The sequence below is a fragment of the Pseudoalteromonas sp. Ld20 genome (assembly GCF_045064175.1).
Lineage (GTDB): Bacteria > Pseudomonadota > Gammaproteobacteria > Enterobacterales > Alteromonadaceae > Pseudoalteromonas > Pseudoalteromonas neustonica.
This window is the reverse complement of record NZ_JBISHB010000046.1, coordinates 158,893-177,093: the sequence shown is the minus strand read 5'-3', so window position 1 is coordinate 177,093 and position 18,201 is coordinate 158,893. Positions and strand designations below refer to the sequence as shown.

Annotated in this window: 17 protein-coding genes; 8 read left to right on the top strand and 9 right to left on the bottom strand. The window is 40.7% G+C overall.

What is annotated here, in order from left to right:
* Nucleotides 1-43: 43 nt before the first annotated feature.
* From ACJJVX_RS20980 to ACJJVX_RS20970, 3 genes are all read left to right on the top strand, one after another.
* A complete protein-coding gene (locus tag ACJJVX_RS20980) occupies nt 44-748 on the top strand; it encodes a type 1 glutamine amidotransferase (protein WP_064435637.1) in 705 nt (234 codons plus the stop codon).
* 362 nt (nt 749-1,110) lie between these two features.
* Complete coding sequence (locus ACJJVX_RS20975) at nt 1,111-1,713, top strand: hypothetical protein (protein WP_054454293.1); 603 nt, start codon at nt 1,111-1,113, stop codon at nt 1,711-1,713.
* Between the two features lie 158 nt (nt 1,714-1,871).
* On the top strand, nt 1,872-3,176 hold the full coding sequence (locus ACJJVX_RS20970) for a DEAD/DEAH box helicase (protein ID WP_405633379.1): 1,305 nt from the start codon (nt 1,872-1,874) through the stop codon (nt 3,174-3,176).
* 67 nt (nt 3,177-3,243) lie between these two features.
* Here the strand turns inward: ACJJVX_RS20970 and ACJJVX_RS20965 are convergent, their stop codons facing one another.
* From ACJJVX_RS20965 to ACJJVX_RS20950, 4 genes are all read right to left on the bottom strand, one after another.
* Complete coding sequence (locus ACJJVX_RS20965) at nt 3,244-4,377, bottom strand: nuclear transport factor 2 family protein (RefSeq protein ID WP_054454298.1); 1,134 nt, start codon at nt 4,375-4,377, stop codon at nt 3,244-3,246.
* An 88-nt stretch (nt 4,378-4,465) separates the two neighbouring features.
* Nucleotides 4,466-5,488 carry a helix-turn-helix domain-containing protein gene (locus ACJJVX_RS20960; protein WP_054454300.1) on the bottom strand — a complete coding sequence of 341 codons (1,023 nt, stop codon included), beginning with the start codon at nt 5,486-5,488 and terminating at the stop codon, nt 4,466-4,468.
* Between the two features lie 203 nt (nt 5,489-5,691).
* Nucleotides 5,692-7,089, bottom strand: coding sequence for a 5-methyltetrahydrofolate--homocysteine methyltransferase (locus ACJJVX_RS20955; RefSeq protein ID WP_405633375.1), 1,398 nt, complete (start codon nt 7,087-7,089; stop codon nt 5,692-5,694).
* Between the two features lie 32 nt (nt 7,090-7,121).
* Nucleotides 7,122-9,536, bottom strand: a complete 2,415-nt coding sequence (locus tag ACJJVX_RS20950) for a TonB-dependent receptor (RefSeq protein WP_405633373.1) — start codon at nt 9,534-9,536, stop codon at nt 7,122-7,124.
* 178 nt (nt 9,537-9,714) lie between these two features.
* Between ACJJVX_RS20950 and ACJJVX_RS20945 the strand changes: the two genes are divergently transcribed.
* From ACJJVX_RS20945 to folE2, 4 genes are read left to right on the top strand one after another with little or no spacing between them, the layout of a single operon-like run.
* Nucleotides 9,715-10,191, top strand: a complete 477-nt coding sequence (locus ACJJVX_RS20945; RefSeq protein WP_054205896.1) for a Fur family transcriptional regulator — start codon at nt 9,715-9,717, stop codon at nt 10,189-10,191.
* Nucleotides 10,192-10,201: 10 nt separating this feature from the next.
* A complete protein-coding gene (locus tag ACJJVX_RS20940; RefSeq protein ID WP_342883015.1) occupies nt 10,202-10,630 on the top strand; it encodes a MerC domain-containing protein in 429 nt (142 codons plus the stop codon).
* A complete protein-coding gene (locus ACJJVX_RS20935; protein WP_054205827.1) occupies nt 10,627-11,955 on the top strand; it encodes a dihydroorotase in 1,329 nt (442 codons plus the stop codon). The genes ACJJVX_RS20940 and ACJJVX_RS20935 overlap by 4 nt, the downstream gene beginning before the upstream one ends.
* Before the next feature lie 20 nt (nt 11,956-11,975).
* Nucleotides 11,976-12,890 (top strand): GTP cyclohydrolase FolE2, encoded by a 915-nt coding sequence (gene folE2 / locus ACJJVX_RS20930; RefSeq protein ID WP_054205828.1) that lies wholly within the window; start codon nt 11,976-11,978, stop codon nt 12,888-12,890.
* A gap of 107 nt (nt 12,891-12,997) precedes the next feature.
* Here folE2 and ACJJVX_RS20925 read toward each other — a convergent pair whose 3' ends face one another.
* Entirely contained in the window at nt 12,998-13,795 is a 798-nt protein-coding gene (locus ACJJVX_RS20925) for a response regulator (RefSeq protein ID WP_054205829.1), read from the bottom strand.
* Between the two features lie 247 nt (nt 13,796-14,042).
* Between ACJJVX_RS20925 and ACJJVX_RS20920 the strand changes: the two genes are divergently transcribed.
* The gene (locus ACJJVX_RS20920) at nt 14,043-14,477 is read left to right on the top strand and encodes a fatty acid desaturase (protein ID WP_405633368.1); all 435 of its coding nucleotides are present in this window, start codon (nt 14,043-14,045) and stop codon (nt 14,475-14,477) included.
* Nucleotides 14,478-14,554: 77 nt separating this feature from the next.
* Here ACJJVX_RS20920 and ACJJVX_RS20915 read toward each other — a convergent pair whose 3' ends face one another.
* From ACJJVX_RS20915 to ACJJVX_RS20900, 4 genes are all read right to left on the bottom strand, one after another.
* Nucleotides 14,555-14,800: a DUF3297 family protein gene (locus ACJJVX_RS20915; RefSeq protein ID WP_054205830.1), complete on the bottom strand. Its 246-nt coding sequence runs from the start codon at nt 14,798-14,800 to the stop codon at nt 14,555-14,557.
* Between the two features lie 116 nt (nt 14,801-14,916).
* Nucleotides 14,917-15,360, bottom strand: coding sequence for a dihydroneopterin triphosphate diphosphatase (nudB, locus tag ACJJVX_RS20910; RefSeq protein ID WP_054205831.1), 444 nt, complete (start codon nt 15,358-15,360; stop codon nt 14,917-14,919).
* 251 nt (nt 15,361-15,611) lie between these two features.
* The gene (locus ACJJVX_RS20905; RefSeq protein WP_170173272.1) at nt 15,612-16,730 is read right to left on the bottom strand and encodes a serine hydrolase; all 1,119 of its coding nucleotides are present in this window, start codon (nt 16,728-16,730) and stop codon (nt 15,612-15,614) included.
* A 435-nt stretch (nt 16,731-17,165) separates the two neighbouring features.
* Nucleotides 17,166-18,056, bottom strand: a complete 891-nt coding sequence (locus ACJJVX_RS20900) for a DUF4097 family beta strand repeat protein (protein WP_054205833.1) — start codon at nt 18,054-18,056, stop codon at nt 17,166-17,168.
* Nucleotides 18,057-18,201: the final 145 nt, after the last annotated feature.

Here is an 18,201-nt window from a genome sequence, read left to right as displayed (position 1 = left end):
TTGGTATATCATCGTGAGCCTCTGTTATTTAAAAGGTAAAAAAATGCATATTCACTTTATTATCCATGAGTATTTTGAAGCGCCAGGTGCATACGAAACTTGGGCTAGAATGCAGGGTTATACTATTAGTTATTCTAAGGTGTATGAAGGTAGCCCTCTGTTAGATGCGATTAAAGATATTGATATTTTAATTGTAATGGGTGGCCCTCAAAGTCCTAATACAACAATTGAACAATGCCCTTATTTTGATGCAAAAGGTGAGCAAGCCCTAATCTTAAAAGCGATTGCGGCTGGGAAAATTGTACTTGGCGTTTGTTTAGGGGCTCAGTTGATTGGCGAAGCATTAGGTGCTCATTATGAACATAGTCCTGAGCGTGAGATTGGTAAATTTCCAATTACTTTAACACCAGCAGGTTTAGTGCACCCCTTGTTTGAGCACTTCGATAAAGTGTTAGAAGTCGGTCATTGGCACAATGATATGCCGGGGCTGACACCTGATGCAAAGATCATCGCATATAGCGAGGGCTGCCCAAGGCAAATCGTTGCTTATAATGAGCGAGTATTTGGTTTTCAATGTCATATGGAGCTAACTAAAGAGGTTGTAGCCTTGCTAATTGAGCATGATGATCTTAGTGAAACTGCAAAATACCGCTTTGTTGAGGAGCCAGAAGTATTACTTGCTCATGACTATGATGCTATGAACCAAAAGATCTATTTATTTTTAGATAAATTAGTAAATACCTATTAGCTCAAAAGTATGTGCTGCGCTGCCTGTTTCTATCGTTTTTCTCTAACCTGAAGTCAGATAGAGTTACTTTAGCCGTCGTGCTATGGTTTTTATTTAGTTAAATCAATGAACAACGTCGCTTCGTTTTAACTAGTGGGTCGAATATTTTCATCAAAGCCATTATTTAAACCACTAATCCCTACAGAGTAGCTAATAAACGTGCCAGAAATACAGGCTTTTTTCGTCATGGCTACAATGTATATATGGCGATATCTGTCTAGCAAAATGATTTAGGTAAAGTACCCAAAATAAGTCCTAAACTAATAAGTAAGTCAGCCGATACAGAAATACTTGAATGCAGAACAACTAAAAAAGGAACTTTTATGACTATTAATTTTAATATTCATCAAGCGGTAAGTCTGACTACTACAAATCAACCCAAAGCGCCGATAGCTCCTCAGCAGCAAGTGGCAGATGCTAAAAAAGAGGTAGAACCAGAAGCAGAAGCGATTGCTGCATTTACTGGCGAAGCACAAAAAAGCTCACCCTATAGTGCGCTGCTTAATCCTGAAGGCTTTGACTTTAGTAATATGTCGATCAATGAATTCAAAGGGATAGTCGATGCGGTGAGAAAACTTGAGTCGGATACACAAAGAGCAAGCGGTAACACAGAAAGCCTCAGAGGAGCATTTTGGGGGGATGTTATGGATGTAAAGGGCTCTCTTGAAGGGATCAACTTCCAGAACAGAGGTTTTTCTTCAAGTGATAAAATCGATATAACAGCATTTTTTGAACTTGGTGTTAAGGAAGCACAACAAATGCGAAAAGAGCACCCTCGCTCTTTTAGTAAAGTTGTTGGATATGCGCAGTCTGCTTTATCAACGGTAGAAAAATTAACCTCAGAATCTTTTATTAAAGAATATCAAGCTAAGGCCGTTGAGTTCTTAAAAAGCCAAGATACCCCATTGATAAAAACGCAGGCTTAGTTAAGCCTGCGCATGAATAGATTAATTTTCGCGGTATTCGTAGCGCACACCACCACACGTGCCATTACCTAAAACACATTAAAATCACTTATCCCTACTTAACGGGCAATAAATACGCTAAAATTGCAGGCTATTTTTAGTAATGAGCCGCACTTTTTATGACCTCAGCCGCAAACCCTAGTAATTTCAACGAACTTGGCCTTATTCCAGAGCTAATTGCTCGATTGTCTGATCTTGAATACACGCAACCTACGTCGATTCAGGCAAAAGCAATTCCAAGTATCTTGGCGGGAAGTGACTTAATTGCTGGGGCGAATACCGGCTCAGGTAAAACAGCAACGTTTGCATTACCTATGTTGCAAAAAGCTTTCCTAGAGCAGGGCGCTAAAAGTACTGCAAGTAAGGGTAACTTTGTAACAGGGCTTATTTTAGTGCCGACTCGTGAGCTTGCTACGCAAGTGGCCGATAGTGTTAAGTCGTATTCTGCAAATTTTAATGGCGCGATTAAAACGGTGGCGGTGTTTGGTGGTGTGTCGGTTAATACGCAAATGCAGGCACTTCGTGGTGGCGCTGATATTATTGTGGCAACACCAGGTCGCTTGCTCGATTTAATCTCAAGCAATGCGATTAAGCTCGATAAATTAAATACCCTTGTGCTTGATGAAGCCGACCGTATGCTAAGCCTTGGCTTTACCGAAGAACTTGCTGAGCTATTGGCATTAATGCCAGTTAAAAAGCAAACTATGTTGTTCTCAGCGACCTTTCCTGAGCAAGTAACACAATTAACGCAAGAGCTGCTAAATAATCCAGTTGAAATACAAGTACAAAACAAAGAAGAGAGCACACTTGTACAGCGCGTGTTTAGTGTTAACAAAGGCGAGAAAACCACGGTTTTAGCGCATTTAATTAAAACTCATAAATGGCGCCAAGCACTGATTTTTGTGAACGCCAAAAAAGACTGTGAGCACTTAGCCAGCAAACTTGAAAAACGCGGTGTTAATGCGCAAGTATTCCACGGTGATAAAGGCCAAAGTGAGCGAACTCGCGTAATAGAAAAATTTAAAGCGGGCGAAATCGAAGTGCTTATTGCAACCGATATTGCCGCCCGTGGTTTAGATATTGAAAAGCTGCCAGTGGTAATAAACTTTAACTTACCGCGCAGCCCTGCTGATTACATGCACCGTATTGGCCGAAGTGGCCGTGCTGGTGAAGTAGGTTTAGCGTTATCACTAATTGATTACGAAGACTTTCATCACTTTAGAATCATCGAGAAGAAAAACAAACTACGTTTAGAGCGCGAAGAGGTTACAGGCTTTGCTGTAAACCAAGCCAACCTTGATGCAGCACAGGCGCTTAAAAATGATAAGCCAATGGCAAAACCTGAAGGCACAGGTAAGAAAAAGAAAAAAAATAAAACCGATGATATAGATGATGTATGGAGTGGCTGGAGAGGGCGCAATTAATAGACACAAAAAAGCCGACATACGTCGGCTTTTTTATTGGGAAGTTAAAAACATGTTTAAAGTTAAATTACATGGTATTTAGTTGTTTAATCATCGCTTGGGCTACCTCTCGTGAAGATTGATAATTTGTACCGGTAATAATCCGTCCGTCAACTTCAATAAATGATTGGTTTCGTTGCCCATAATTGAATATTCCACCGCGTTGTTTAATGAGGTTGTCTATCGCAAAGGGAAATTGTTGATAATAAGCGGCGTCTGTTTTTTCAAAGGCTGTTGGGTAGCCTGTAATTTTACGCCCTGCGACTAAGTACTCGCCACTAGCCAGTTTGAGATTAACGATACCTGCGGTGCCATGGCAAACAGCCGAAATTATCCCTTTATTTTGTTCGTAAACATGCATAGAAATTGCTTGAATGTTTTTGTTTTCCGCGACCTGATACATCGCATTACCGCCACCAACATAGTGAACAGCTAAATACTTTTCAGGGTCGACTTGTTCAGGTGCTAATGTGTACGCTAACTTGTACATAAAGTCTTGATTATAAATGTATTGGCGATGTGTTTTATCTGAAGTATTAATATAGGCAAGTGGTAAGGTACCCCCTTTGCTACTTACAACATCAACCTGATACCCTGCATTTATGAACACGTCATAAGCTTCTACTAATTCAGAAAAGCTAGTGCCTGTAGCTAGGGCTGAGTCCCCATGAAAGTCGGCACTCGATACTATAAATAACACACGTTTATCCATCGCAGCTAAAAACTGTTCTGATTGCGTAATATCCAGTTGGCTGGCTGTTTTACTAACAATTTTCCAGCCGTCAGAAAAGCGTTTTAGTAAGAACTGATCGATGTATTGTTTTACGGGTGAGGCGGTCGTTATTTTTGCACGAGCCGTGGCTATATCGTTATCAACTGTTATTGAAAGAATGGCACCTGTTCGCGTTACTTTTTTTGTTTTAAACCAGCTTGCAAATTCCTTTGCCGTAACTTGCCAAAATGGTTTATTAGGGTGGCTCAGAATTAGGCTTGCTTTAGGGTGAAATGCTGAGGTTATTAAGTTTGGATCTGCGTTGCTGGTGCCGTCTATGTATTTTTGAATGACTACATGCACAGCTTGCTGTTGCTCTGAGTTATTGGCTAAGGTTGAAAACTGAGTGATTGCCAGTAGTAATATAAAAAATTTAATGATTGTTTTCACAGTTATAAGCTCTTAATTTAATGTGGCTTTAAATTTAAGCTAAATATAATTAAAACAATGAATTAGTTTATATTTTAGGAGTCTCAAATTATAAATTGAGAGTTCTAAACTTATTTGGAGTCAACCCAGTTTGTTGTTTAAACGCATTATAAAATGTGGATGGTGCGCTAAAACCGCTTTGCTCTGCAATATCATCAATACTGGTGTTTGGGTGTTCAAGCAATAGCCCTTTTGCACATGCCACGCGCAAACTATTGACGTATTGTTTAAAGTTCATTTGATAGTGCTTATTGAGCAGTTGCGATAAAACAGTATGCGATGTTGATAACCGCTTAGCCAAGCGAGGCAAAGTTAACTGTGGATCGATATATAGCTGATCTTTAGCCATCAACTGATTTAGCAAAATAGAGTAGTGTTCTGCCTGTTCTTTAGACAATTTATTATTGGCATATTTATCTATTTTATTCGATGAAGGCGAAGGTGGTTTTAACAGTATTATTGACGATAAATATAAGACGACCGAAAAGCTGATCGCCCCCATAATATAAGAAGTATATGAGGCAGTAAAATACGCCAGCCAAATTAAACTACACCCTACGATAGTTATAAATGTTTGCTCAGAAAGAAGCTGCTTCCAATTACCTGCTACCTCTTTAAAACGAGAATAGTAGAGGTAGCTTGCGATTATAAGGCAGACAAACCATACATAGCTTGAACCTCGATACAGCCAATATTGCCATAATTCAAGATTTTCATTGTAGGGGTAAATCATCCCGATAGTAAAAACAATTCCGACCAGACAAATAAATAGCCGACTAGGGAAGTTATTTACAGTGACTGATTTTGATTTCGTATAGGTGTAGACAACTAAGCAGGGACCAAGTAGGCAGCATGCGGTCAGCCCTATTTGTAAAATACTTTTATCGAGTGTGGGTATAAAATAAAAAGCGACTGACTTAGCAATACGAACACTGATTAGTAACAGTAGGACAGCTAACCATGTGTCTGAAGGTTGTTTATTTTTACGAACAAATAGCCATAGTGCTAATATAACGCCATTAAATGCGCCTAATGAAGAAAAGAAAAACAATAGGTATGAATAAGCTTTCATAAAAAGTTAAGTCCATTAATTTGTGTTAACTATCCCAAATTAACCTTTAAATCGCAAATCTATTGGTACGCTTAATTCTTGGAGTCATAAAGCGCTTTATTAAATAAGTAAAAATACCGAACAATTTACAGTATTGTTCGGTATTAGCGTCTCATACTATAGGCGTTCTATCAGCATTCACGATGTTATGTACGCTCATAAACCTAGTGTTCGTGAGCGTGCTCTTCTTCTTGTGCTATACCTAACCAAGTAATAGCCGCTGGTGGGAATGTAAGTTCTAGTTCACCTTCAATTTCTAAATCTTCAAGGTGTACTTGCACAACGTGCTGAGCAATAGGGTCGGCTACATAAGCGAAATGACCGTTTTGTGCTACTGTCATACTAAACTTCATACCCTCAGGCATGGTTGTTACGTCTTGTTCAGTGATATCAACTTGACCTGCTAGTTCCCAGTGCGTGTGACCGTCGTGCGCATGTGCCTCAAGTACATTTAAAAAGCCTAGGCTGTCTAGTACTAAAAAGTGCTCGCCATTGGCTGAGAAAGAGTAAGATACCGCACTTGCGCCATCGGCTAGTTGCCATTCTAACGCTTCCATTTCAGCGTCGCTTGGGTTGATACTTAACAGTACAGCAGCGCCGCCGCCATGACCCGAAGCTATACCAATAAAGGTATCGCTTTTTTCGTGGCCGTATAATCGACCAATTCGTAGATCGCCTACAGCATCAATGTTGGCCACTTTTACAGCTTCGTACTCGTCATTATGTTGATGCGCTAATAGCACGCCGTCACTACAACCAAATACGATGGTGTCGTGGTTTTGTGCTGCACCGTGTAAATCTGGGCAAGTAAGTTCAAGTGTTTGCTCTAGTTCGTATTCGCCATCGTGAAGGTGGTAAACACCGACTTGATCAGGCAGAATCTTAGCGTTTGATGTACTCTGTGCATCATCGCGACGAATTGTTGATAATACGTGCTCGCCGCGTGGCTGCGCTACACCGTGCATATTTATATTGTAGCTAATGCTTGGTAATGCCGCTGTTGCGTTTGTAATATCGTTGTCGGTTAGAACCGCTACTGAGGCGGTTGTGCCTGAGTCTGTATCACCATCATAAAATATAGCTAATTTACCATCGTGATTAACGAGGTGGGTAGGGCGGCTGCCGCTGGTTAGTTCATAACTGCTAAGTACAGGGCTTTGTTCGTAGTCATGTAGGTGTGCACCGTGATCTTCACGCCATAAGCCACCATCAATAAAGCCAAGGTAATCTTGGCTGCGACTTGCAATAAGTGCATAACGAAAATCAGGAGACACTGACAGCGTATTTGAATCATGTGTTAGGGTGAATGTTTCAAGCAGTTTATTGTCGTCTAAGTCAAAAAAGCTGGCTGCGTTGCTATCAGCGGCAAGTACAGCGAGTCTTCCTAATGAGTCGATTGTATAGCCATCGCCGTGGTCGCCACCATCACCGTGATCATGGCCGTCATCAGGCACTGCAATTGGATCTTTTTCAACAATGTTGGTTTCTGCATCGCCGCAGGCTGTAATTAATGTACTGCTAATTGCAAGTGCAATAAGTTTTAGTTTGAATAGTTTGGTCATGTTAGTTTCCTTTAATTTATAATTTTTATGGCTTAGAAATAGCCACGAATGCCTAATGCAAAGCTACGGCCTGGGCGTGGCGCAATATTCTTTAAGAATGAGCTATGCACACGGGCTTCTGTGTTCGTTAAATTTGTGCCTCGTAGGTACAAAGAAAGGTCTTGATTGAGTACCGATAAATCATAAGAAATACTGGCATTGACCAAGGTGTAACCATCGGTAGCAGTTTCTTCAGGAGCGGTACGGTCTTGCTCTTGGTAGCGAGTGGCATGAATGTGGGCACTGAGTTTTTCGGTTTGGTAGCTAAACTCTGTACCGAAACGCAGTGGCGGCGTACGCGGTAGGTTGCCACCTGAGTCAAGGCGAGCGCGCACGTAATCTGAAAATAGCTCAAGCTTGAACTCGCCGGTTAACTGCCATGCAACTTGCGCTTCAAAACCGTGTAAAGTTACATCGTCCGTCTTGAATAAATAAACAGGTAATTCAGATGAATGATCATGCTCGTCACCGTGATCATGGTCATCCCCGTGGTCGTGGCCACTTTCAGCGTATAAGCCAGTTTCAACTTGATAATAATAGTTGTCTACTTGGTTATAGAAGGCATTAAAAATGAAGCCTATATCGCCTTGGGTTTTACGAAAGGTTAAGTCAATATTATTGGCGGTTTCTAAATCAATGGTGTGATCAGATAAGCCTAAATGGCCGTCTTCATGAATATCAAACAATGCGCCGACTTCATAGGTTGCAGTACCAATGTGAGGGCCGAACGACAATAACTCTGATGCTGATGGTGCACGCTCTGAACGCGACAATGACAAGCCTAAATTATAGCTAGGAGCAAAGTCCCAGACTACGCCAGCAGATAAGCTAACAGGGGTAAATTCATGTTTTGCGTCAAATACGCGAGTTGCGTTGCTGTGTTCATCATGGCCGTGATCATGGTCGTCATGTCCACCTACGTCATTGTGCGCGTGGGCATCAATACTAGGTAGTAATACGTTATCTGCATCGATAGTTACGCGTTCGGCGCGGCCACCTAATTGCACTAAAAAATCACCAAAGTGTCTTTCTTCCATTAGTGCAATGGCATAGCTTTGTGTTTGTGAAGGAGGGGTAAACGCTTCTGAGCCTTGTGCTTCAACATCACTTTGTTTGTAATGAAAGCTAATGCCGCCATTCCACTCATTAAATTGACTATGCAAAATGTCTACGCGTAATTCGTTGGTTTCATTTTTAAATGTGGTGCCAACTGAGCCGTGTTCAATTTCTGCGTGCTCGTAATCTGTAAAACCTGCACGTAGGTTGATTTTATTAAGCCATTTACTATCTAGGTTGTATTCACCTAATAGTTGCACTTTAGTTTGTTCTAAATCGGCAAATACGCTTTCTTCTTCATCACTGTGCTCGTCTTCACCACCGTGAGAGTGACCCGGAATGCCGTATTGACGATTAAATTGCTCGATGGCTAAACCAATAAAGCCTTGATCGAATAAATAGCTGGCGCCAACAGTAAAGCCGTCAGACTCTTCGTTGCTGTTTTTTACAACATAATCACTATGGTGTTCTGCATGGTCATGATCGTCATGTGCTAATTCAGCAGCGACGGGTATTTCATAGTCATTCGCTTCTCGCCAAAATGCATCAGCATAAAAAGCAAACGAATCAGTGCCTGTGGTCGCATTAAAAGAAGCAACGGTTTGGTCATCAACCGAGTTGTGCTCTACATTCCATTCACCACGAGTTGAACTGTCGGTTGGTACGCGATTATCTACCACATTGACTACCCCGCCAATTGCACCGCTGCCGTAAAATAACGTTGCAGGGCCGCGTAATACCTCTATTTGTTGTGCAGTTGACGCCTCTGAAGCAACTGAATGATCTGGACCCACTCTTGACACATCACTCACATCAAGGCCATTTTGAGTGATCAGAACTCGAGGTCCACTTAAGCCACGAATAATTGGGGTGCTGGCGACTTTGGCGTGAAAATTAGTATTAACACCTGGCAGTCTTTCCAAGCTGTCACCGAGTGTTGCGGCTTGTTCGCGTCTTAATTTTTCACCGGATAAAACACTCACCGGAGAGGCAGATTCCATTGCTGACATATGAATTGGGGTTGCTTCAATGTCAATAACTTCAATTGGTGAGCGCTCTAAATTAAAAGCAACCGATTGGCTATCACTGGTATTAAGCATGATATCGCGATGAAGGTGAGCATAACCTGGGGCAACAACGTGAAGTTCTTTTAAACCGTCTTTTAAGCCCGTTATTACAAATTTGCCGTTTGCATCCGTTGTAACTTTTATGTCTGAGCCTTCAACTTCTACTGTTGCGTTGGCAACAACGTTACCTTGCTTGTTTAACACAACGCCTTCAATGGATTTTGCAAGCACACTTGCGGGTAATAAAGCCGCTATCAACACAGCTAATTGAGATCTTCGTTTCATTTGACTACCTTAGTGAATGTTATACTATATCAATTGTGCTTGAAATGTTATATTGTATCAATAGAAAAATTAATTAATGTTTGGCGCAAATGGAACAGGTTTACACGAAATGGAATCATGATAAGGGGCAAGGAATGGCAAAGTTTGAGTTGAGTAAGCCTGAGTTAGTGTGGTCAAAGTGAATCAACGGCAAGTTAAAAAAGCGATTCGTTTTGCAAATATTAAGTGCGAAACATCAGGAAAAAAACTGACTGAAAAACGTCAGCAGGTACTCGAAATTTTACTCCATGCAAATAAGCCTTTGTCGGCTTATGAACTTACTGACCAATTCAATAAGGTGATGGATGTGCCGATTTTGGCTATGTCAGTTTATCGGATTTTAGATGTTTTAGAGTCGGTCAACTTGGTACATAGATTAAAATCAGAGAATAAATTTATGGCATGCAGTCATGCCAATGATGGATGCCAGCATCAGTTATCTATGTTTTTAATTTGTGCTTCATGTAACAAAGTGACCGAGATGAATGATGATAATGACAAGGTGAAGGCTTTGTTTGAACATTTGGAGCTTACAGGTTTTTCGCCGGCGGGTTCGCAGTTAGAGATTTCGGGATTATGTTGCCAATGCAAGCCAAAATTGCCGCAGTCCAATTAGAGGAAATAGAATGAAATCGACACAAAGTGTAATGGATAAGCTTGCTATAGGTCTTTCAATGGTATGCACAGTTCATTGTTTTGCAACACCTATTTTACTAACACTTTTACCTAGCTTTGCTGCCTTACAACTTGATAATGAACAGTTCCATTTATGGATATTGGCAGCTGTAATACCTACAAGCATACTTGCATTAAGTTTAGGTTGTAAAAAGCATAAACGTTTTCGCTATATGGTGTCAGGGCTTGTTGGTGTGATTTTAATGGTACTCGCAGTGACCGCTGGTGAGGCGTTATTCGGTGAGTTAGGCGAGAAAGGGTTTACGCTATTAGGTGCGGCTTTTGTTGCTGTTGCCCATTGGTTTAATTTTCGTCAGTGTATAGCCAAAAATAATGAAGACTGTCCGTGTTCAGCTAGCATGTCAGAGCAAGTAAATTGAAAGCCACATTAATTAAACATGCCTGTGTAGTCAATGAGGGTAAGTCGCAGGTTCTTGATGTGCGCATTGTTGGTGGGCGTATCGATAAAATAGCGGCGGATATACCCGCACAAGCGAATGACCATGTAGTTGCAGCAAATGGGTGTTATTTATTACCTGGAATGATTGATGATCAGGTGCACTTTCGCGAACCTGGTTTAACTCATAAAGGCAATATTGGCAGTGAATCGCGCGCAGCCGTTGCAGGTGGCATCACTAGTTTTATGGAAATGCCAAATGTAAGCCCGTCAACGACCACGATTGAGGCACTGGAGCATAAGTTTGCGCTAGGTCGCGACAGCTCATTGGCAAACTATAGCTTTTATTTAGGTGCTACTGAAAATAATTTAGAGCAAATTAAAAGGCTTGATCCAACTCGCCATTGTGGCGTAAAAGTTTTTATGGGGGCATCCACAGGGGATTTACTTGTTGAGCACCCTGATGCGTTAGATGCAATTTTTAAAGAGAGCCCAATTTTAATTGTGACCCACTGTGAAGATGGTCGTGTTATTGAAAAAAACCTTGGTAAGTTGCAGGGGAAAACCTTAGACATACACGATCACCCTATTATCCGAGATACGCAGGCTTGCTATGCCTCATCATCTTATGCTGTTGCATTGGCTAAAAAGTATCAGTCGCAATTACATGTATTGCATATCACCACAGAAAAAGAGCTTAGCTTGTTTTCGGCAGGTGATATTCGTAATAAACATATAACTGCTGAGGCCTGTGTTCATCATTTGTGGTTCAGTGCAGAGGATTATGCAAAGCAAGGTAATTTGATTAAATGTAATCCAGCAATCAAAGCAAAAAGCGACCGCGATGCGCTACTCAATGCAGTTATAAATGGTCAAATTGATATTATTGCAACCGATCATGCTCCACATACTTGGAGTGAAAAACAGGTTCCTTATAGTCAAGCACCAGCAGGCCTGCCTTTGGTTGAACATGCATTATTAACTTTGCTTGAACACGTAGAGCAACAGCGCTTAACACTAGAGCAGGTCGTTGAAAAAACAGCCCATAATCCTGCATTGCGTTACCACATAATAGATCGTGGTTTTATTCGTGAAGGCTATTTTGCCGATCTGGTTTTAGTTGATACAAATCAGCAAACCTTAGTCAATCATACAAGCACCCGCTACCATTGTGAATGGACCCCCTTTGACGGTCATCGATTCCCGGCAAAAATTATGGCCACGTGGGTTAATGGTAAACAAGTATTTGATGGCCAGCAGCTAATAGACACGACTGGCATTGCAATGCCTTTGTTATTTAATCGTTAAAAGTGAATAGTAGTTAAAATATGAAATTACAATTACCTGATATTGCATCTGGGCAGCGCGCCGGGGCAGCCTTACCATTAAAATGGGTTGGTATGGAAGGCATTGCCATTCCTTTAAATATTATTGAACAACCCAGCTCATCAATTGCAGCAAAAGCGGATGTATTTGTAAGTTTAGATAAAGCTGACGCGAAAGGCATACATATGTCGCGGTTGTATCTAAGGGTAAAAGATATTTTGGCGCGAGAGCAATTAAGTGTAGGTGTGTTGGCTGCTCTTTTAAAAGAGTTAGTCGAGTCTCAACAAGGATTAAGCCTTGCTGCACGACTGCAATTAGCGTTTGAATTAACGATTCGCAAACCTGCGTTGCTCAGTGATCAATTTGGTTATCAAACTTATCCTGTGAGTATTCGTTGTGAATACATTAATGAACAAATGAATATGGAGTTGTCACTGACCATTCCTTATTCAAGTACATGTCCTTGTTCTGCGGCTTTATCAAGGCAGGCAATGAGTGATGCCATTACTTCACAGTTTAGTCAGGATCTTATATCTAAAGAGCAGCTTTTAGATTGGGTTACCTCGCAGCAAGGTTCAGTTGCAACACCACATAGTCAGCGTTCATATGCCTATTTAAAATTACGCCTGCAAAATAATGCGTTGCCGAACCTTGAAACGTTGATTAAAAACTTAGAAGAAGTGATAGGCACACCTGTGCAAACCGCAGTAAAACGCGAAGACGAGCAAGCGTTTGCAAAATTAAATGCTGAAAACCTCATGTTCTGTGAAGACGCAGCAAGACGTTTAAAACTAGCGCTAGAAAATAATGGGCAAGTCATCGACTACTGGTTTAAGGTTGAGCATCAAGAAAGTTTACATGCTCATAATGCGGTGGTTATTGATCATAAATCTTCACATGGTTACGAAAAGCTTTAAAGACCCAAATGGAGAGTTTTATAGGTGAAATGACTCACTAACCGTATGAGTTATTTCCCTGTTATTAAGCTGTAATAACAGGTCATTAATTTAATGCTATGGGTATATTAAGACATAATTTTAAACAGCAGCTCTCTTACTGTTGCGGGTTCAAATGGCTTGTCACAAATGGCATCAACACCCGCTTGGGCAATGTTTGCTAAATGAGTTTCGTTGGCTTCCGAACTTACCATTAGAACCGGAATATGCGAATAGGTTGCTGAGCTTCTTACTGTTTCGGTCAGTTCTTTGCCATCCATTTCAGGCATGTTGTAGTCGGTTACAATTAAATCGAACGACTGTTCATTAAGCAGTTCTACAGCTTTTTTTCCATCTTCTGCTTCAACAGGTGCAGGGATCCCCATACCTGCAAGCACCCTTATAATATGCTTACGCGCAAAACGGCTATCATCAACAACAAGCACGCGCAGCAAAGTGACATCAAAATGCTCTAATTCAACTTCTTCTTCACTAATAATATCTAATGTTGCTTTAAGCGCACGGGTAATTGCTTCGGCGCTAAATGGCTTGGGTAGAATAGCTAATACCCCAGATTGCCTTAGTTGCTCTAAATATTTTTTGTTGCGCTCGCTTGATACCAACATAAACGCTTGATGCTCAGTTTGTGGTGTTGAGCGTATTTTCTGTAAAAGTGAATCAGCGGTGCCGTCAGAAAAATACATGCTACTGATCACTAAATCAGGCTGATAGCTATCAAGCAACGCTAAAGCTTGGGCTTGTGTGTTAGCTGTTTCAACTTGAGTTACACCGCTCTGAGTCAGTGATTTTATTATCAACTTTTGTTGCACATCGGAAGGCTCAACTAACAGTATTGATAAATTGGCTATTGCGGTTAAATCACTCATTTATATCTCTTCAGTGTTGTTGTTATACGAAAGCTTTTTCTTAGATCGGTATTATAGATCAACAATATGCCCTAGCAGGACAAAACTTTGCATTTTTGTAACTAAAAGTATTAAAAAGCATGTAAAACAAAGAGTAAAAAGGCCTATGAACGACCAATGACAGAGTGTGAAGGTTAATCTGTAGTCTTTTTTGCTCTTTTGCGATATAAAACTTGCCGATCCACCAAGCTTTAATATTGAATCGAGTGTGGCCAATAGTCGCATGTATTTATGGATGCAAAGAACATGGATGCTGCAACAACTCCCTTTAGCGCTGCTATTATTTTGGCTGGGCGGTGTCTCTTGGGTGGTGTGGGGTGTATGCCTTAGAGTGAGTGTATCTGTGGTTGGGCATTGGTTAATTGGTTATTTTGCACATAATCATGGGCAAAGGGATTGGCATGTTGAGCAAGCATATGTTCAAGGCTATAACGTGCCTTTTGCTGCATTATTAACTATGGGCGAAAGTTATCATAACAATCATCATGCATTTCCTGGCTCTGCAAATTTTGCTTTAGAAAAAGGGCAATTGGATATTGGCTGGTGGGTGTTAAAAGGGTTGTTCGCGATCGGTTTGGTGTGGGGTTTAGTATTGCCGCAGCATTTAGCACAACGTGACGAGTTAGTACGAATAGATCGCTAATATGGTGTTGTGCTTACGACGGATACGTTAATATTCATCGTAAGCTGCAACGTTGAGCTTTTGTTTACCGTTAGGTATTAACGATAAAACGCTTCAACAGTGCCTTTTACTTTAATTAAAAGTGGTTGGCCGCGGCGATCTAACGCTTTTGGTGCTGCCACTTTGATCCAGCCTTCGCTGATGCAGTATTCTTCAACGTCTGAACGTTCTTTGCCATTGTGGCGAATACCAATGTCGTGATCAAAAACGGCTTCCACATAATGTGGGCTACGAGGGTTGATCGAAAGTTGATCAGGTAGTTCAGGTTTATTTGTGTCAGTCATAATTGTGATCTGCAAAGAATAGATTGTGCGCTATTGTAGGCAATACACGCTTTAGGCTCAATAGTGGCTGTGATAAATATGAACGATTACCGCTAAAATAGCTAAGAGATAGGAGCTTATAGAGCCAATATCTCGTCGCGGTTGCTCGGTGACCATGCTTTGTTTGCGGCTTGTTGTTGCGGTAGCCATTCGTAGTCAGTGTGTTCTTTAGGATCGAGTATGATGACGATATCATCTGGGACGCAAACACTAAACACATGCTCGGTATTAATAAGCGCGTTGGCATGATAACGAGGACGCCAGTTTTCGCGGATAGTATATTGGTTGGTCTTTTGGTGATTGCGAATGGTTAAACCTAATGACCGTGCATCAATGCCGGTTTCTTCAAGTAATTCGCGGTAGGCGGTTGTTGTAGGGCTTTCGCCTTCATCGATGCCACCTGTGACTGATTGCCAAAAATTAGCGTCGTCAGTGCGTTGAATCAATAAACAGTCTTTATTGTTTTTATAAATAACCACCAGCACAGAAAAGGGCTGACGAAGTGGTAAGTTTGCTGACAAAATAAACGCTCATTCTACTTAGTTATCGCTAGTTTAGCGCAGTAAAAACTAAGAAACTAGCGTGAAGTGTCACTTGTTTCGTGTGGCTCTTAACTAAGTGCTTAAACCACCCAGTATGTAGAATTCAGCGCATTGATTACTTTGAGCTGCTATTCGAGGGCTTGGGTAGGAAGCGCAGAATAAGCCCTGAAAGTTGGTTAAACAAGCGACATAAGGTCTTAACTTTAGGTCGCTTGTGCTTCATTTAATGGTTAATTAGAAATAATTTCTATAATCTTTTTACTATATTCAGTAGGGTTAAGCGTGTCATCGTTGCAAAAAACTATTGCGGAGAGTTGCTTGTCAGGGATGCGTTGATAGTGCGTTGCTACACCTAGCCAGCCACCGCCGTGGGAAAAAACTTTACCGTCGTCTTTTTCTTCAACCCCTTGCCCGTTTGCATACAAAGAGCCTCTTGTTAAATGTTGGCTATTAGGCGTATTAAAATGCTTAAGTAAAGCATGCGGCTGTTTGCCTAAAGTAGGGCTATAAAAATAGTGATCCCATAGCAGCATATCCTCAATATTTGTATGTAAGCCACCATCGCCGACCCAAAATAAATTGGTCATATTTGTAAAGTATTCACCACTTTTGTTTTTACTGTACCCACTAGCTCTATTAGCGACTATCTCAGTGCTATCATCACTAAAAAAGGTATGCTTCATACCAAGAGGTTTAAATATACGTTTATCGGAATATGTTCTTAATGATTCCCCTGAAACTTTTTCGACCAGCATCGAAAGTAAAAAATACGCGTAGTTGCTATATTCCCATTGTTGATCGGGTGCTCTTCTTAATGGCACTGTTTTTACATAATCGTAAAACTCTTTAATACTCAGGTAATCTTGATTGCCAAGCCTAAATGGCCCTCCCGCGGAAGAGCGTAAATCCATTGCCTTTTCATCTGTTAGGTCATCCACAAAGTCGTAATCACCCATGCCCGAGAAATGCCCAAGCATCGAGTTAATTGTTACTTTGTTTTTATAATCACGTAATTCGGGCAAGTGTTCACGAATGTCGTCCTCTAATTTTATTTTTCCTTCATCAGCCAAAAGTAATACGGCCATCGCTGTGAATTGTTTTGATACAGAGGCGATACGATGAATATGATTGCCATCTAAAGGTACATTTAGTTCAAGGTTTGCTGACCCATATCCAGCTTGATGTATGAGCTCTCCTTGTTTAATAGCGCCAACGGTACAACCAGGGATATTGTCAGATATGTCACTAAAAAGTGCGTCTATTTGTTCAGCATATGAAGGTTGAGTTTGAGCGAATACGCTATTTGAAGATACCAATAAAGCTAAATGAACAACTGTTCTTTTAATCATATTATTCCTTAATATTATATTTTTATTATTTACTCAATTAATTAAAATTGAACGATCTATCAGCACAAAGGCGAGTATTTTGATTCTATGCATTAAGAGGTAAAGCGCTATAAAGTAATTGCTACTTGTTAATGTGTAATAAAAAAGTAGGAAAAACATCCCAAAGAATATTTGTTTCTTCTTCAATCTTCAACCTCAAAATGATTAGGGGTGGTTTTATTCTAAGGGGCTATAAATAGGGTTGTGCTGAGGCTGCCTTAGACATCATGCCAATCCGTATTCTGAAAAAGTGATACTGGGTGCAATAAGGGCGGAAGCAATCGTATACTGGGCATTAGTGGGTAATATTAAAATCTAAAAACAGGTAATTATAGGCTAAAGTTAGCCAATTCTTCGTTTTGTAATATTCGAAGCACCGGCTATAAAAACTTAGTATTAATTTAGTTTTACTGGGCCGTTGATATTATCAATGCTTAAATCGCCTGAGCCAGCTTCAATAATAGTTAGGCCTTTACTGTCATTGACGCGAATACTGCCTGAGCCGTCTTCAATCGTGACTAGGCCATTAACGTGTTCAACATAAATGTCGCCAGATTCATCTTCAATTGTGATGTAATTGCCTAGAGTTTTGGCATTAATACTGCCAGAGTTATCGTCAATATCGACACTGCCGGTGATGTTGGTCAGGGTGATATCGCCAGAGTCATCTTCGATAACCAGGTTACCACGTACATCTCGAATATTGATGCTGCCTGAGTCGTCACTGATTTCAATATTACCGGTGATATTCTGCAAATCGAGATCCCCAGAATCATCATCAATCGTAACATTGTGCCCTTGATTAATAGTGATGCTGCCTGAGTCATCGTCTATTTCGATATTGCCTTGCACACTAGCTATATTAATATCGCCAGAGTCATCATCTATATCAAGGTTAAATGCACTTGGTACAGTCACAACTAAATCGATACTTGGCGAATTACCTTGGTATACAACCATGCCTGTTGGGTTGTAGTCTTTTGCAATTAATACTGCTTTGTTGCCTACTTGCTCTAGAGTGAGTGTGTAAGCGTCATCTATCTTTGCTGTATAAATAGTCGCATCTACGGTGATTTCAGTGGCGGTGCTTGAGCCAATTATTTGCAATGACCCCGATTCAGCATCAATAGAAAGTTGCTGTAACTGCGCTGCTGACAGTGAGAGTTGTTGTTGCTGTTGTACATTGGAGCCTGAGGTTGAAATATGCACAATACAGCCACTGAGCAATAATAGGCTAGCGGCAATAGGAAGGGTTTTAGTTAGCGAAGACAGACGTTTGTTGATCATTATATTGGTTCTCATTTTTTTAATTAGATTTACAGCTTATGATTTTAATAGCAAAAATAAAGCCAAAGTTTAACAAGCTGTTTTTATTAGTTTTAATTTTTCATTGCTGATAAGCATAACGAAGAATTGGTCAAATGGACTAAAT

Bases quoted from the DNA above. Each gene is read 5' to 3' on its own strand.
- ACJJVX_RS20980 (WP_064435637.1), top strand. From the start codon at position 44: ATGCATATTCACTTTATTATCCATGAGTATTTTGAAGCGCCAGGTGCA.
- ACJJVX_RS20975 (WP_054454293.1), top strand. From the start codon at position 1,111: ATGACTATTAATTTTAATATTCATCAAGCGGTAAGTCTGACTACTACA.
- ACJJVX_RS20970 (WP_405633379.1), top strand. From the start codon at position 1,872: ATGACCTCAGCCGCAAACCCTAGTAATTTCAACGAACTTGGCCTTATT.
- ACJJVX_RS20960 (WP_054454300.1), bottom strand. From the start codon at position 5,488: ATGAAAGCTTATTCATACCTATTGTTTTTCTTTTCTTCATTAGGCGCA.
- ACJJVX_RS20955 (WP_405633375.1), bottom strand. From the start codon at position 7,089: ATGACCAAACTATTCAAACTAAAACTTATTGCACTTGCAATTAGCAGT.
- ACJJVX_RS20950 (WP_405633373.1), bottom strand. From the start codon at position 9,536: ATGAAACGAAGATCTCAATTAGCTGTGTTGATAGCGGCTTTATTACCC.
- ACJJVX_RS20940 (WP_342883015.1), top strand. From the start codon at position 10,202: ATGAAATCGACACAAAGTGTAATGGATAAGCTTGCTATAGGTCTTTCA.
- folE2 (WP_054205828.1), top strand. From the start codon at position 11,976: ATGAAATTACAATTACCTGATATTGCATCTGGGCAGCGCGCCGGGGCA.
- ACJJVX_RS20925 (WP_054205829.1), bottom strand. From the start codon at position 13,795: ATGAGTGATTTAACCGCAATAGCCAATTTATCAATACTGTTAGTTGAG.
- ACJJVX_RS20915 (WP_054205830.1), bottom strand. From the start codon at position 14,800: ATGACTGACACAAATAAACCTGAACTACCTGATCAACTTTCGATCAAC.
- ACJJVX_RS20905 (WP_170173272.1), bottom strand. From the start codon at position 16,730: ATGATTAAAAGAACAGTTGTTCATTTAGCTTTATTGGTATCTTCAAAT.
- ACJJVX_RS20900 (WP_054205833.1), bottom strand. From the start codon at position 18,056: ATGATCAACAAACGTCTGTCTTCGCTAACTAAAACCCTTCCTATTGCC.